We start from the raw sequence: 14,213 nt of genomic DNA, 5'->3' as shown, positions 1-14,213 counted from the left end.
GTGGCCCGCATGATTGGACATATTCTGGCCACCCTGTTGCCGGTGTTTCTAATTGCCGGCTGTGGTGCTGCCTATGGGCGTTATCGCACGCCGGATATCCGTAGTCTCAACACGCTCAATATGGAACTGTTCGTTCCTCTATTGGTATTTGCTGTGCTGGCCGACCGCCAAGCGCCATTAGCCGAATACGTATGGCTTGCTACGGCTGCGGTTGCTGTGGTGCTGGGGTCGGGGCTTGTGGTGTGGCCGCTGGCTAAGTGGCTAAAGCTGGATATTAAAACCTTTCTTCCCCCGATGATGTTTAACAATGCCGGCAATATGGGTGTGCCTTTACTGGTATTGGCATTCGGCCCCGATGCTCTTCCCGCTGCGGTAGTGGTGTTTATCGTCGAAATGCTGCTGCACTTCTCGGTAGGGCTTTACATGCTGAATCCGCGCACGTCGCTATGGCGAATGCTACGCATGCCAATTGTGCTGGCGAGTCTGGCAGGCTTAACAGCGAATATTAGTGGGCTACCGCTGCCGAGCTGGCTGTTGGAAGCCACGCATATGCTGGGCGGAGTATGTATTCCACTTATGCTGTTCGCGTTAGGGGTACGCTTGCTGGAAATCGACTTTAGCGATTGGCGCACGGGCATGCTGGGAGCAGTGCTTTGCCCGATTTCTGGGTTAGTGATTGCGTTACCGTTGATGTGGCTTTTGCCACTCAATGCACTACAGGCGGCAGTGCTATTGGTTTTTGCAGCGCTACCACCTGCGGTATTGAATTACTTGGTGGCAGAGCAGTACCAGCTAGCGCCGCAAAAAGTGGCCTCGCTGGTACTGATTGGTAACTTAGGGAGTTTGATTGTCATGCCGCTAACCTTAGCCGCGGCATTTACCTGGGTACTTGCGCCGCTTTAACAGCTTCGCAAAGAAACAGCTTCGCAAAGAGCGGCACGTTACTTAACGGTCACCTTTAACTTCATAGCTGCCTTCTAGTACATCCTGATGACCTGGACGACTGTGCGCAGAACTATGCTGGGAAGCGTGCCCGTGAGAATGCCCGTTAGAATAGCCGCCACCAATATCGTGGGCTTGCTGGGCGCGCATTTGTTCCATACGTTTTTTCATTTTATGCCGCATAAACGGCATCATTGCCCAGCCAATTAATAAGAAAAACAGGCCGAGTACCACGCCGACTATCATTAACGCGCCAAAAGCCAACCATGTGAACAGCAGTTTTAAACTGCCCGTCAAGCCAGTGGGTTGGGTTTGTGTTGCACGGGCACGCCATTGGTTAGCCGCTTGCCATGCAGCATTGCGTTGGTCGCGATTCATCTGTGGCATGAGAGCCTCCATCGGTTATTCGCATCCATTGGAACACAGTTGCTCTAGCAAGTTCACTGCTTAGCAATAGCGTAGATACGTAACCAATCTCGGAATGCCCTCCTGGTACGTGCTGTGCGGTTCACCTTTTCAGCTGTTACTATTTAATTGTACACGCACACATATGGTGCACAATGCTCATCTAACAGGACGGTTATATGGCAAATCATGGAGGCAAGTCGGTTTTCATCGCATCGGTGGTGATTATATTTGGCTTGGTAATTGTCGGAGCGTCATTTCCTGAAGGTTTTGCTAATGCGGCAGAGGAGGCGCTGGCGACCATTACCGGGCTATTTGGGTGGTTTTATCTATTTTCCGTGTTTGGATTTGTGATTTTTCTGTTTGGTTTGGCGTTAAGCAAATACGGAAAAGTACGCTTAGGTCCCCAGGACAGCAGCCCCAACTATACGTTTTTTTCATGGATAAGCATGTTACTGGCCGCGGGCTTTGGTGTCGGGCTAGTTTTCTATGGCATGGCGGAGCCCATGTTCCATTTTATTGATCCTCCCTATGGCGATAGAACCGCTGAAACCGAAGCTGCAGCACGCTACGCTATTCAATACAGCTATTTTAACTGGGGAATACACCAGTGGGCGGCCTTCTCGATTGTAGGTTTGATCATTGCTTATTTTCAGTTCCGTAAAGGACAGGCAGGGCTAGTTTCTTCGGTGCTGTCGTCGATAACGGCTAAGAATCCTAAAGTTCGTCCCTATGCATCCTGGTTGGATGTGTTCGCGGTAGTTGCCACCGTTATGGGTGTAGCAACCTCGCTTGGGTTAGGCGTACTGCAGATGAACGGGGGGTTAAATGCCGTTTTCGGCTTGCCGGAAAGCGGTCTGTGGCAATTTATTATTCTCTTCGTGATGTTCTGCGCTTATATGGCATCGACTTGGTCGGGCTTAGATAAAGGGATTAAGCGTCTTTCTAACCTCAATATGATTTTATGTATTGGGTTAATGTTATACGTACTGTTCACTGGCCCTACCGTGGCGATATTAGAAACGATTACGGTGGGTATCGGTGATTATCTGCAGAACTTTATCGGCATGAGCTTACGCATTTCGCCCTATAGCGATAATGAGTGGGCTAGCAGCTGGACGATTTTTTACTGGGCGTGGGTCATTGCCTGGTCGCCCTTTGTTGGTACATTCATTGCCCGCGTATCACGTGGCCGTACCATCAAAGAGTATGTATTTGGGGTGCTGTTTGTTCCCCCTCTGCTGGCCTGTTTATGGATAGGCGTGTTTGGTGGGGCGGCGCTTCAGATGGAGTTGAACGGTACGGATGTCGGCTTGGCAGCGGCGACCCAGGATAATATCACGGTGGCGCTGTTTGAGATGTTCGAATTAATGCCCTTTTCTGGCGTGCTGTCGGTGGTCGCTATGATGCTGATTTTTATTTTTCTGGTCACGTCCGCTGATTCGGCCTCGTATATCGTGGCGCAAATGACTGATAATGGTTCGATCAATCCACCCTTGTATAAGCGTGTTATCTGGGGCGTGCTTATCGCGGCTATCTGCCTGACGCTGATCGCCTCGGGTGGTTTAACGGGGCTGCAATCGGCATCAGTGCTGTCGGCGCTGCCGTTCACCTTTATCCTGTATATGATGGTTTTTGTATTGGTGCAGGAGCTACGCGCAGACCGCAAGGCTATGCTCACGCAGCTTTATCGCCGCCATGGTGAAACGCCGGTGGGTGCTGATGCCTTTGAAGCCGAGATGTTAGGTGAAGAAGAGCGCTTACGTCGTGCACCGAGTGTGGTCAATCGGCGCATTAATAGTTAGCATCAATCATCAGTACTAATAAAAAGTGACTAAGCCCTCAATGGCGGGCTAGGTGGTTAGGGAGCAGCGACACATGAAGCGACAATGCTAATGGCGCGGCAGGGGCGCCATGGGGCGACGCGAAGGCAACCCAAAGGGGCTGCCTTTGATCGCTGGCTTGATCGGGTAGTCACTGTGGCTGTGCTAACAGCCATGACCATTGGCCTTGCCGCCGTGGTCGCCCATTGGTTGCTCTAAAGCGAGATATTCTTTGTAATGCTGTTGTTTTACGCCCGGTTTATTAGCCGGGCGTTTGCGTGTCTTTCTACGATTTCGGCCAACCCATTTAGCGTGATAAAGGTGTTGGCCGGCTGTCATCTTTGAACTGACCAAGCAAGCCGTGGCGTCTCGATGGTCCCACCTGCTAGGCTTACCGCTCCCTCTGCGAGAGAAAACCAATGCTGGCTGCCAACACTGCTAAGGCGACGGATGATTACGCATCGCGTCGTGAAATATTCGGCTGGGCGATGTTTGATTTTGCCAACCAAGCCTACACATTACTGATCATTACGGTGGTATTTGGCGAGTTGTTTACGACTGTAATTGTGGGGGATCGTGGCGATAACTTCCGGCTTGCTAACTTCTTATGGAGTCTCGGTCTGGCCCTTAGTTATCTCATGGTGGTTATTACGGCACCGCTGTGCGGTGCGGTGATGGACTACCGGGCTGAGAAAAAGCGGTTTTTGCTATTTAGCTATCTAGCGACGGTGGTCACTACTGCCATGCTTTTCTTCGTTCAGCCTGGCTATGTCATTATGGGCCTGTTATTGATTGTGCTGTCTAACTACGCTTATTCCATGGGCGAATCGTTTATTGCCGCCTTTTTGCCTGAGCTTGGACCGCCAGAGTCGCTGGGCAAAATATCCGGCTTTGGTTGGGCCTTGGGTTACATTGGCGGTTTATTTGCTGCGGGTTTCACCCTGGTAGTACTAGGCGAGGCAAGTGCTGATAACTTTGAACGCATACGTTGGGTGGGCCCCTTTGCCGCCGGTTTTTTCCTGATCACCGCTATCCCCACTTTCTTGTGGCTGAAAGAACGCGGTACCCCCCACCCCCGAGGCGTTTCTTATCGTCATATTGCCCTGAACCGTGTCACGACCACCCTGCATGAACTACGCCATTTTAAAGACCTGACCGTCTTCCTGACGTCACTGCTGTTCTCGATGGCGGGTGTCTACATCATCATCGCGTTTGCGTTTATCTATGGCGCTCAAGTGATTGGTTGGGATGAAGACGTGCGCAACATTATGTTCATTATTGTTCAAGTCACTGCTGCTGCGGGTGCGTTGGGGTTTGGCTGGTTACAGGATCAGCTAGGTGCCAAGCGCACTTACCAAATGACGCTGGCGCTATGGGTATTGGCTATTATTGCCATCTGGGCAACGCCAGCAGTTACCCAGTGGGTGAACGGGCATTTTGACGTGGTATGGCAGGCTCAATATGTATTTCTCGTAGTCGGCTGCTTGGCGGGGCTTAGTCTAGGTTCTAGCCAGTCGGCCAGCCGCGCATTGGTAGGGCTATTTTCGCCCCTTGCTAAATCAGCAGAGTTTTTCGGCTTCTGGGGATTAGCGAATAAGCTAGCGGGGGTGTTTGGCATCGTTATGTTGGGTGTGTTGCAAACGCTGATTGGCTTACAAGCGTCTATTCTATTATGTGTTGCCCTGTTCGTTATTGCGATGTTGATTTGCGCCAGGGTCAATGAGCGTCGTGGCCGAGAGGCTGCACTCGCCTGGGAAAGCCCAATGGAAAGCCAGCAGTTATAAAGCCAAGCGTTATAAAGCATCGCAAGGCACCTTTACCTCAGTGAGGTGACGTATGGCAACGCACATGACAACTCCAATAGCACAACGCGGCAGCATCGTTATGATGCTGTTATTTTGGATACTGTTAATGGCGGTTGGGACCTGGTGGATACACGGTGGCCTGGAAGAGATGATGCGTCCCAACGCCAATGTCGTGCATACGTTACCTGCTGGTGAGCCGGTTACCTTAAAACGTAATCGTGCCGGGCATTTTGAGTCGCCGGGGCGTATTAACGGAGTGTCCGTCACTTTTCTGCTCGACACTGGTGCCACTTACGTATCGATACCCACCGATCTAGCGCACGAACTAGGCTTGGAGCCTGGGCGCAGCGCTTGGTTTAATACCGCTAATGGTCGGGTAGCGGGTGCCCTCACAGCGTTAGAAGAGGTTTCGTTAGGCGGTTTAAAAGTGCAGAATGTGCAGGGGGCAATTAGCCCCGGCATGGAGCGCGACACGGTATTACTCGGCATGAGCTTTCTGAATTTGCTGTCGATTGAAATGCAGGCGGGCGAGATGGTGTTGAGCCTTCCCGAACAGTGAGTTCAGCTTGTGAATGTGCGATTGATGTCATTAGAAAATTTGTAATGAGTGCCAACACGCTAAGGAGTTGCTATGGGCATTGAAGTAGGTGGATTGTTAGGGCTAATTTGGCTCATCATCGTGATCTGGGCCATTGTAAAAGTGGCCAAAAGCGGAGCAGGTGGTGTTGCTAAGCTGATATGGATTCTTGTGTTATTGTTTTTCCCGTTAATCGGCTTAATCGCATGGTTCATTTTTGGTCCAAAAGGTTAGCGACTGAAAAGCTAATTACTCTTGTAATTAAGTCAAAAAAAGGCAGGCCATCAATGGCCTGCCTTTTTGGTAGCTTGAGCACTCGTAACTAAATCACAAATTACTCGTTTGTTTCGTTTCCTTCGCCGGGCGGCGCTTTATAATGCCCAGGGATTTTTAATTTTTCCCCATTGGGCAGGTCGCGCACCTGGGTCGGAACGTAAACACGTTTAATGACACTTTTCGTTTTGCTACTTCCCATGGCAGGTTCCTCCTGTCACATTGTCGACAGTTAGCGCTTCCACATTAGCTCTCGCTGGTGTGAGAATCAAGTATCGGCCCATAGGTATTTGTCGATCAGCGTAATGTAACGACAGAAGCAGGTGTTTTGATAGTTTTGAGTTATCCTTAGAACCAACAAGGGTGCGCCTGCGATGATACAGGGTGAGCGGGTGAAAAATAAACAGCTAAGCGGAGGGCATAAAGAGGATGGTAGATCATTTGGAACAGCAATTTCAGGCGCTTGAATCGCAAGAGTCTGTAACACCAGAATACCCCGATCAAGATCATGTTTTGATCATTGAAGATGACAAGCGTCTGGCCGAGCTTACCCGTGATTACTTAGAAGCGAACGGCTTCTTAGTAACGCTGGAAGCTGACGGTGCTAAAGGGGTCGAGCGTATTTTAACCCTACAGCCCGATTTGGTGATTTTAGATTTAATGTTGCCAGGCGAAGATGGTTTAGCGATTTGCCGCCGCGTCAGGCCCAATTTTGCTGGCCCAATCATGATGCTGACAGCACGCACCGATGATCTCGACCAGGTGTTAGGTCTCGAAATGGGCGCCGACGATTATGTGCCAAAGCCGGTTCAGCCACGGGTGTTGCTTGCACGTATGCGTGCCCTGCTGCGTCGTGCCGACGGGCCTGCACCGGACGGTGAAATGCGGTTGCGTTTTGAAAACCTTGAAATTGATAACGCTACTCGTGAAGCCTGGCTCTCGGGTGAACGTATTGACTTAACCAGCGCCGAATTTGACCTGCTTTGGTTGCTAGGCCGTAACGCAGGAAGAGTGCTTACCCGTGAAGAGATCTTTAACGACTTACGCGGGATTAAATACGACGGACAAGATCGTTCCATTGATGTACGTGTGTCGCGCATTCGACCCAAAATTGGCGATGATCCTAATCATCCCCACCGGATCAAAACGGTGCGCAGTAAAGGTTATCTCTTCGTTAAAGACAGTTAATGATTCAGAGGGTCTGCATCATGCGGCGGATGCTCAGTAATGGCTCGTTTCTACGGTTTTATTTGTTGCTGGGCGTAGCACTATTGGTGGTATTTGTAATTGCGTTAGCGGGGCGTTCCTTTATTGAACAGGTACGCCGCGAAGACTATCGTGAACAACTTGCCGCGCTACCCATGTCGTTAATGACACGACAGCTAGCCGACACGCCTGTAGAACAGCGAAAAGTGTTGCTGGATCAATTTGCTCAGCAATTGGCGTTGCAGCTTACCCTGCAGCCTATCAGTGAAGCTGACTTAGGTTATTTTGAACGGTCTCGCTTGGAACAAGGCAAAATACTGGTCGACGAAAGCCCCTGGCTACTGCAACAGCGCCTGCCCGGCGATGCATGGCTGCTGCAAGCGAGGCTTGATGATTGGGGAGAGCACCAATGGTACGGCAGCATTGAACTGCTGGGCGAATGGCTCGCGGCAATGCCTGCTGATGAACGTGAAGAGCGCATCGCCGAGTTACGCCCGGGTAGCTGGCCGTTGCAACTATTGCCGACGTTACCTGAGGGACTCACGGCACAGCAGCAGATACAGCTGGCCAGTGGCAGCGTCATCACGAAGCTGGTTTCTGATAAGCTCTCTCTAGTACTGCTCTATCAACTGCCGGGTGAATCCCAATGGCTGCAAGCCGGGCCTATTTCCCGCGGCGATACGTTGCCACCGAATTTACATCTGCCCCTCCTGGTTGGGCTGATGATTGTTCTTAGCCTGATTATTTATTTAATAATGCGCAGCATCGAAGCTCGTATGGCACGCCTGGAGCTAGCCGCAACACGCATCGCCAGCGGCCGCCTGGAAACCCGGGTGAAGGTAGAGAGCGGGGATTTTCTAGGCCGTTTGGGCATGGCCTTTAATGGCATGGCCAATCAGGTGCAGAGCCTTCTGCGTGGTCAGCAAGAGATGATTCGCGCAGTTTCCCACGAACTGCGAACGCCGGTAGCGCGTATTCGTTTCGCTGTGCAAATGGTCGAGGATATGACCGATCAGCCCGCTATTCGTCGCCAATTACAAGGTATTGATGCGGATATTGCCGAGCTGGATGAGCTGGTCGATGAAATCCTTACCTATGCACGCCTAGACAGTGAAACCTTTAATGGCGCTGAGCTTGAGACGGCATTGGTAGAGTGTCGTGCCATGGCGGAACGGGTGATTGATACGCTATCGCCGCTGCATGAAGAGCTAACACTGAGGCTTGCGCCGGGTCCTGAAATCGAGTTGCTGGCAGAGCCACGCTATTTACAGCGCGCACTGCAGAATTTAGTTGGTAATGCCTGTCGTCATGGCAAATCCCAGGTAGTCATTCAGCTTTGGGATGAGCCTAATCTAGTGCGTATTGATGTCGAGGATGACGGCCCCGGCATTCCGCCTGAAGCAAGGGCTGATATCTTCAAGCCCTTTGCTCGACTGGATGACAGCCGTGCCCGCAGTTCAGGGGGCTACGGGTTAGGGCTATCGATCGTGCAGAAAATCATGGCCGGGCATGGTGGCAGCGTTACCATTGATACCAGCCCTACCTTGGGAGGCGCGCGTTTTACGCTGTTGGTTCCGCGTCGCGATCCGCCGGTTTAACCCCTGTTAGCACCGCAAAGGAGGTTTCCCGCGCGGTGCGTAAGAAATCCTGCATCCAGGGTGCCTCTCTCGTCTCTTCGCGAATCGCCGCATACAGCGTGCTCCATACACCATGCTCGCCTAGCTTCACCGCGCTCACGTAATCACGCTCCAGATATTCGGTCAGCGCCCAGTTGGGTAGAGCGCATACGCCGCGCCCGCTGGCCACCAGTTGCATCATCATGATCGTCAATTCTGCCGTACGAATCTCACGCGGGCGCACGTTCGCCGGTTGCAAAAACTGGGTGAAAATATCCAGCCTTGACTGCTCAACGGGGTACGTTATTAAGGTTTCGTCAGCCAGCGCATGAGGTTCAATGAATATCTTGCCCGCGAAAGCATGCTGCCGCGCGACGGCTAATAATCCCTCATAGCGAAACAATGGCGCGTAGTGAATGCCCTCAAGCGGCTGAGGGTCGGCAGTGATCACCAGATCTAGCTGCTCACGCGCAAGCGCTGGGAGCGGATCGAAGTGGTGGCCACTGGGAATATCAATTTCCACTTCCGGCCAATGGTCTCGAAAATAATCAACCGTGGGCATTAGCCATTGAAAGCAGCTGTGGCACTCAATTGCCATATGCAAACGCCCCTGCTCGGTGCCCGCTAAGCGCGCTAAATCACGCTCTGTTTTGCGTACCTCGGGCAACACTTGGTCAGCCAGGGCGAGCAGATGCAACCCTGCTCGCGTAAATTCCACTGGGCGGGTTTTACGCACAAACAGTGGGCTATCCACACGGCTTTCTAGGTCTTTGAGCTGGTGCGAAAGCGCCGATTGGGTCAGGTGTACTCGGTCGGCGGCCTCTACAAGTGAACCGGTTTCACGAAGGGCAAGTAGCGTGCGTAAATGGCGTAACTCAATCATGGTGAATTTAGTTCATCTTTAATATTAGTAACTTTAGTTTGATTCACATTGGCTTGGTGCCCAGACTGTGTGAATCATTCACGTTGGTAGGGTTCATCATGACAGTTTCTCATATTCTCGGCTATCCCCGCATCGGCGCTCAGCGTGAGCTTAAAAAAGCCACTGAAGCGTACTGGAAGGGTGACTACACGCGTAGCGAGCTGGAAAGCACTGGCCGAGAGTTGCGCTTGCGCCATTGGCAGGTGCAGCAGGATGCTGGCTTGGATTTTGTCAGCGTGGGTGATTTTGCTTTTTACGATCAAGTGCTTAACGTCTCGGTTATGTTAGGTGCGGTGCCTGCACGCTTTAACGCTCAAGCGGAAGTTGCTGATGGCGATATCGATCTTGACACTGCCTTTCGCATGGCTCGCGGCAGAGCACCCAGTGGTGAACCCGCCGCGGCGTGTGAAATGACCAAATACTTTGACACCAACTATCATTACCTTGTGCCTGAGCTGCACGAAGGACAAACCTTTACCATGGCGTCCAGCCGCCTGTTTGATGAGGTCGATGAAGCATTGCGTGCTGGTTTTACCCCCAAAGTAACATTAACGGGGCCACTAACGTGGCTATGGCTGGGCAAAGCCAAAGGCGGGGACTTTGATCGTCTTAGTCTGCTCGATAGCGTATTGAACGTGTACAGTGAAATATTGGCGCGGCTTGCCACTCAAGGTATTGAATGGGTGCAGTTGGATGAACCGGCGCTGGTACAGGATCTACCGCTGGCATGGCAGCAAGCCTATGAGCGAGCTTATCACCGCTTACAGTCAGCACCGTTAAAGTTATTGCTGGCCACTTATTTCGGCGGCCTGGGTGACAACCTCTCGCTGGCTACCCGTCTGCCCGTCGCTGGTTTGCACATTGACGCGGTGCGCGCTCCGCAGCAAGTGGAGAGTGTAATAGACCGCCTGGGGCCTCATCAGGTGCTATCGGTTGGTTTTATCGATGGACGTAATATCTGGCGGGCCGATCTGGCTGCTTTGCGCGAGCGCCTGCTTCCGCTAAAAGTGCGGCTGGGCCAGCGCCTTTGGTTAGCGCCGAGCTGCTCGCTGTTGCACGTCCCGGTGGATTTACAACAAGAAACGGATCTCGGCGCTGAGTTAATCAGTTGGTTGGCCTTTGCGCAGCAAAAACTTGTTGAAGTGGTCACCCTGGCACGCTTAATCGGTAACCGCGTCACGCCTGACGATGAGCAACGCTTGGATGAAGCCACCCGAGCACTTGATGCTCGACGTGAGTCGGCGCGCATCCACCAACCTGCTGTCGGCGCGCGGTTAGCGGCGATTAGCCCCACCGATAGTCAGCGTCAGGCGCCTTACAGGGTGCGTGTAGAGGCACAGCGGGACACACTCAAATTGCCGCTGTTTCCTACGACGACCATTGGCTCTTTCCCACAAACCGATGAGATTCGTGCTGCGCGGCGCGCCTTTAAAGCAGGAGAGTTGGCATTAGCTGACTACGAAGCGCGTATGCAAGCCGAGATTGCCTATGCGGTTGAACGCCAGGAAGCGCTGGATATCGATGTGCCGGTGCACGGTGAAGCCGAACGCAACGACATGGTGGAGTATTTTGGTGAGCAGCTTGAAGGGTTTGCTTTTACCCGGTTTGGTTGGGTGCAGAGCTACGGTTCACGCTGCGTTAAGCCGCCGGTCATTTTTGGTGACGTTTCACGACCCAAGCCGATGACGGTGCGTTGGAGCCAATATGCCCAAACACTGACCAACAAGCCCATGAAAGGCATGTTGACGGGACCGGTCACAATTTTGCAGTGGTCGTTTGTGCGTGATGACCAACCACGGGAAACCACCTGTCGTCAGATTGCGCTGGCGTTGCGAGATGAGGTATTGGATCTGGAAAAAGCCGGGATCAATATTATTCAAATTGATGAGCCGGCACTGCGCGAAGGGTTGCCACTGCGTCAGCACGAGTGGCAAGGCTATCTGGATTGGGCCGTCGAAAGTTTTCAGCTAAGTGCTGCAGGCGTCGCCAATGCCACCCAAATTCATACACATATGTGTTACTCGGAGTTCAATGACATCATTGGCGCGATTGCAGCACTTGATGCCGACGTGATTACGATTGAAACGTCGCGTTCAGATATGCATTTATTGGATGCCTTTCAGGACTTCGCTTACCCCAATGAAATCGGACCAGGTGTTTACGATATCCACACCCCGAATATTCCAGAAGTGAGCTGGATGGTCGATTTAATGGAAAAGGCGTTAGCAAAAATCCCCGCCGAGCGACTCTGGGTGAACCCGGACTGTGGGCTAAAAACCCGTGGCTGGGCGGAAGTAGAGCCTGCACTGGCCAACATGGTGGAAGCTGCTAAGGTACTTCGCCAACGCTATGCATAAGTTTTGAAAAGAGAGGAGCCCCCCTGCGGCGGTGGCAATGGGGGGAGCATGACGACTAGCTTTTCGATGCATAGGCGTAGAGTAGGGTTTCCTGGGCGCTTATTGCATCGCCTTCACCAGGGTCCTGGAGCCGGTAGCTGCCGTCGGTCTGGAGCAGCCAGCTCTGGCAGTTATCCACCAAATAAGTCTCAAGGTCTTTACGTACGCGGGTGGCGAGTTTTTTATCCAGCAGTGGAAAGCAGGTTTCTACCCGATGGAACATATTACGTGACATAAAGTCGGCGCTAGAGCACCACGTCTCTGGCTTACCGTCATTGTGGAAGTGGAACACTCGGGTATGCTCTAGCAAACGGCCAATAATCGAGCGTACGCGAATATTATCGGAGATACCGGGCACGCCTGGCTTCAAGCAACACATACCGCGAATAATCAAGTCGCATTCAACCCCTGCCTGGGAAGCACGATAGAGCGCCTTGATGAGTTTGGGCTCGGTTAACGAGTTACACTTAATAATAATATGCCCGCGCTTGCCCTTACGCGCGATCTGCGCCTCACGGTCAATCATTTCCATCAGCCGTTCATGCAGCGTGAACGGCGCATGCAGCAACGTATCGATTTTACGTGCGCGGCCCATTCCCGAGAGCTGTTGAAATACCTTATGGACATCGGCGCACAATGCTTTATTGGCGGTCAGCAGGCTATAGTCGGTGTAAAGCTTGGCGGTTTTGGAGTGATAGTTGCCAGTGCCCAAGTGCGCGTAGTAGCACAGTTCGCCTTTTTCGCGGCGCACAATGTGCAGCATTTTGGCATGGGTCTTATACGCCATAATGCCGTAGACAACGATCGCGCCGGCTTCCTGCAGGCGCGAAGCCAGCTGTAGGTTGTCGGCTTCATCAAAACGCGCGCGTAGTTCAATCACGACCGTTACTTCTTTACCCTGACTGGCCGCTTCCACCAGTGCACTTACAATCGCAGAGTCTGAACCCGTGCGGTAAAGCGTCTGTTTCACCGCCAATACATTAGGGTCACGGGCAGCTTCACGCAGCAGGTCTTCAATTGGCGTAAACGACTGGAAGGGGTGATGGAGTAGAATGTCGTTTTTGGCGATAGCGCTAAACAGACTGCCCGCTTTGAGCGCTTTGGGAATACTCGGGGTAAACGGCCGATAGAGCAGTTCTGGGCGGTCTACATCACCCAGTACCGACATCATGCGGGTTAAATTCACCGGGCCTTTGACACGGTATAAATCATCGCTGTCCAGCTCAAACTGGCGCAATAGAAAATTGGTTAAATCATCGGGGCAACTGTCTGCAACTTCCAGTCGCACACCGTTGCCGTAGCGGCGTGCCAGTAACTCACCGCGTAACGCAGAGGCAAGGTCAGAGACCTCCTCAGGATCAACGCTCATATCTGCATTACGGGTCAGCCGGAATTGATAGCAGCCGCACACGCGCATACCGGGGAATAACTCATCGGCATGAGCATGGATCATCGAAGATAAGAACACGTACTCGGCAAAACCCTCTTCGCATAACTCCTTTGGCAGCGCCATTAGGCGAGGCAGCGAGCGTGGCGCCGGCAGAATAGCCATTCCTCCCGCGCGTCCAAAGGCATCCTTGCCTTCGAGCTCAACAATAAAGTTGAGACTTTTATTAACCAGGCGCGGGAAGGGGTGCGAGGGGTCGAGCCCGATTGGGCTGATAACCGGCATAATTTCGTTATCGAAGAATGATCGTACCCAAGCCTTCTGTTCCTCTGTCCATTGATCACGGCGACGAAAACGCAGCCCTTGGGACTCTAGCGCAGGTAGTAAGGTATCGTTAAGTATCTGATACTGTCGATCAATTTGCGCATGCGCAACCTGTGAGATTTCCGCCAGTATTGCTTTGGGCAGGCGGCCATCGGCGGCAGTGGTGTCGTCGCCTAACGCAATTTGATGCTTTAATCCCGCCACGCGAATTTCGAAGAACTCATCCATGTTTGATGAGAAAATCAGCAAGAACATTAGGCGGTTAAGCAACGGATGGGCGTCATCTAACGCTTGTTCCAACACGCGGATATTAAACTGTAGATGGGATAGCTCGCGGTTAAAGTAGAGCTGGGTATCGTCGAGGTCGGTTTCAGGCTGCGCTTCACGCGCATGCACCCCGGTTGGGGTACGATTAATACGCAGCGGCATATCGCCGTCGCTGCTGGTTTGATCAGTAGCCGATAGAAGTAAGGGATCTGACGGTTGTTCGTCCATAGTGGCTCTCCCCGCGTTGATAGCTCGAAGGTATCATAGCCG

The 14,213-nt window shown here is 52.3% G+C and carries 13 protein-coding genes; 9 read left to right on the top strand and 4 right to left on the bottom strand.

All coding sequences use genetic code 11. From position 1 onward, the window contains the following. Positions 1-9: 9 nt before the first annotated feature. Positions 10-903, top strand: coding sequence for an AEC family transporter (locus ACW44H_RS15850; RefSeq protein WP_457505498.1), 894 nt, complete (start codon positions 10-12; stop codon positions 901-903). Between the two features lie 42 nt (positions 904-945). Here the strand turns inward: ACW44H_RS15850 and ACW44H_RS15845 are convergent, their stop codons facing one another. Next, positions 946-1,329 (bottom strand): hypothetical protein, encoded by a 384-nt coding sequence (locus ACW44H_RS15845; protein WP_113268975.1) that lies wholly within the window; start codon positions 1,327-1,329, stop codon positions 946-948. 197 nt (positions 1,330-1,526) lie between these two features. Between ACW44H_RS15845 and ACW44H_RS15840 the strand changes: the two genes are divergently transcribed. The 5 genes from ACW44H_RS15840 (at position 1,527) to ACW44H_RS15820 (ending at position 5,786) form a co-directional block, all read left to right on the top strand. Next, positions 1,527-3,152: a BCCT family transporter gene (locus ACW44H_RS15840; RefSeq protein ID WP_457505497.1), complete on the top strand. Its 1,626-nt coding sequence runs from the start codon at positions 1,527-1,529 to the stop codon at positions 3,150-3,152. An 84-nt stretch (positions 3,153-3,236) separates the two neighbouring features. Further along, on the top strand, positions 3,237-3,389 hold the full coding sequence (locus ACW44H_RS15835; RefSeq protein WP_167408775.1) for a hypothetical protein: 153 nt from the start codon (positions 3,237-3,239) through the stop codon (positions 3,387-3,389). 200 nt (positions 3,390-3,589) lie between these two features. Further along, positions 3,590-4,954 (top strand): MFS transporter, encoded by a 1,365-nt coding sequence (locus ACW44H_RS15830; RefSeq protein WP_113268977.1) that lies wholly within the window; start codon positions 3,590-3,592, stop codon positions 4,952-4,954. Positions 4,955-5,018: 64 nt separating this feature from the next. Further along, positions 5,019-5,534 (top strand): retropepsin-like aspartic protease family protein, encoded by a 516-nt coding sequence (locus tag ACW44H_RS15825; RefSeq protein ID WP_447043300.1) that lies wholly within the window; start codon positions 5,019-5,021, stop codon positions 5,532-5,534. Positions 5,535-5,606: 72 nt separating this feature from the next. Then, positions 5,607-5,786 (top strand): PLDc N-terminal domain-containing protein, encoded by a 180-nt coding sequence (locus ACW44H_RS15820; RefSeq protein ID WP_113268979.1) that lies wholly within the window; start codon positions 5,607-5,609, stop codon positions 5,784-5,786. A 100-nt stretch (positions 5,787-5,886) separates the two neighbouring features. On the opposite strand, the gene ACW44H_RS15815 is transcribed toward ACW44H_RS15820, so the two are convergent. Further along, entirely contained in the window at positions 5,887-6,027 is a 141-nt protein-coding gene (locus ACW44H_RS15815; RefSeq protein WP_167408776.1) for a hypothetical protein, read from the bottom strand. 227 nt (positions 6,028-6,254) lie between these two features. Between ACW44H_RS15815 and ACW44H_RS15810 the strand changes: the two genes are divergently transcribed. After that, positions 6,255-7,013 carry a winged helix-turn-helix domain-containing protein gene (locus ACW44H_RS15810; protein ID WP_457505495.1) on the top strand — a complete coding sequence of 253 codons (759 nt, stop codon included), beginning with the start codon at positions 6,255-6,257 and terminating at the stop codon, positions 7,011-7,013. Positions 7,014-7,033: 20 nt separating this feature from the next. Continuing rightward, entirely contained in the window at positions 7,034-8,629 is a 1,596-nt protein-coding gene (locus ACW44H_RS15805; protein ID WP_113269229.1) for an ATP-binding protein, read from the top strand. Here the strand turns inward: ACW44H_RS15805 and ACW44H_RS15800 are convergent. Continuing rightward, positions 8,592-9,530, bottom strand: a complete 939-nt coding sequence (locus ACW44H_RS15800) for a LysR family transcriptional regulator (RefSeq protein WP_457505494.1) — start codon at positions 9,528-9,530, stop codon at positions 8,592-8,594. The genes ACW44H_RS15805 and ACW44H_RS15800 overlap by 38 nt on opposite strands. 98 nt (positions 9,531-9,628) lie before the next feature. Between ACW44H_RS15800 and metE the strand changes: the two genes are divergently transcribed. Further along, on the top strand, positions 9,629-11,926 hold the full coding sequence (metE, locus tag ACW44H_RS15795; protein ID WP_457505492.1) for a 5-methyltetrahydropteroyltriglutamate--homocysteine S-methyltransferase: 2,298 nt from the start codon (positions 9,629-9,631) through the stop codon (positions 11,924-11,926). A gap of 55 nt (positions 11,927-11,981) precedes the next feature. Here the strand turns inward: metE and ppk1 are convergent, their stop codons facing one another. After that, entirely contained in the window at positions 11,982-14,171 is a 2,190-nt protein-coding gene (ppk1, locus tag ACW44H_RS15790) for a polyphosphate kinase 1 (protein ID WP_113268983.1), read from the bottom strand. Between the last annotated feature and the right edge of the window lie 42 nt (positions 14,172-14,213).

Source organism: Vreelandella sulfidaeris Esulfide1 (genome assembly GCF_054072535.1).
Note: the sequence above shows the minus strand (reverse complement) of the source record. Positions and strands in the feature narration are given on the sequence as shown.

What these genes read in the sequence shown, in the direction of transcription:
- ACW44H_RS15850 (WP_457505498.1), top strand. Translation starts at nt 10, where the DNA reads ATGATTGGACATATTCTGGCCACCCTGTTGCCGGTGTTTCTAATTGCC.
- ACW44H_RS15845 (WP_113268975.1), bottom strand. Translation starts at nt 1,329, where the DNA reads ATGCCACAGATGAATCGCGACCAACGCAATGCTGCATGGCAAGCGGCT.
- ACW44H_RS15840 (WP_457505497.1), top strand. Translation starts at nt 1,527, where the DNA reads ATGGCAAATCATGGAGGCAAGTCGGTTTTCATCGCATCGGTGGTGATT.
- ACW44H_RS15835 (WP_167408775.1), top strand. Translation starts at nt 3,237, where the DNA reads ATGCTAATGGCGCGGCAGGGGCGCCATGGGGCGACGCGAAGGCAACCC.
- ACW44H_RS15830 (WP_113268977.1), top strand. Translation starts at nt 3,590, where the DNA reads ATGCTGGCTGCCAACACTGCTAAGGCGACGGATGATTACGCATCGCGT.
- ACW44H_RS15825 (WP_447043300.1), top strand. Translation starts at nt 5,019, where the DNA reads ATGACAACTCCAATAGCACAACGCGGCAGCATCGTTATGATGCTGTTA.
- ACW44H_RS15820 (WP_113268979.1), top strand. Translation starts at nt 5,607, where the DNA reads ATGGGCATTGAAGTAGGTGGATTGTTAGGGCTAATTTGGCTCATCATC.
- ACW44H_RS15815 (WP_167408776.1), bottom strand. Translation starts at nt 6,027, where the DNA reads ATGGGAAGTAGCAAAACGAAAAGTGTCATTAAACGTGTTTACGTTCCG.
- ACW44H_RS15810 (WP_457505495.1), top strand. Translation starts at nt 6,255, where the DNA reads ATGGTAGATCATTTGGAACAGCAATTTCAGGCGCTTGAATCGCAAGAG.
- ACW44H_RS15805 (WP_113269229.1), top strand. Translation starts at nt 7,034, where the DNA reads ATGCGGCGGATGCTCAGTAATGGCTCGTTTCTACGGTTTTATTTGTTG.
- ACW44H_RS15800 (WP_457505494.1), bottom strand. Translation starts at nt 9,530, where the DNA reads ATGATTGAGTTACGCCATTTACGCACGCTACTTGCCCTTCGTGAAACC.
- metE (WP_457505492.1), top strand. Translation starts at nt 9,629, where the DNA reads ATGACAGTTTCTCATATTCTCGGCTATCCCCGCATCGGCGCTCAGCGT.
- ppk1 (WP_113268983.1), bottom strand. Translation starts at nt 14,171, where the DNA reads ATGGACGAACAACCGTCAGATCCCTTACTTCTATCGGCTACTGATCAA.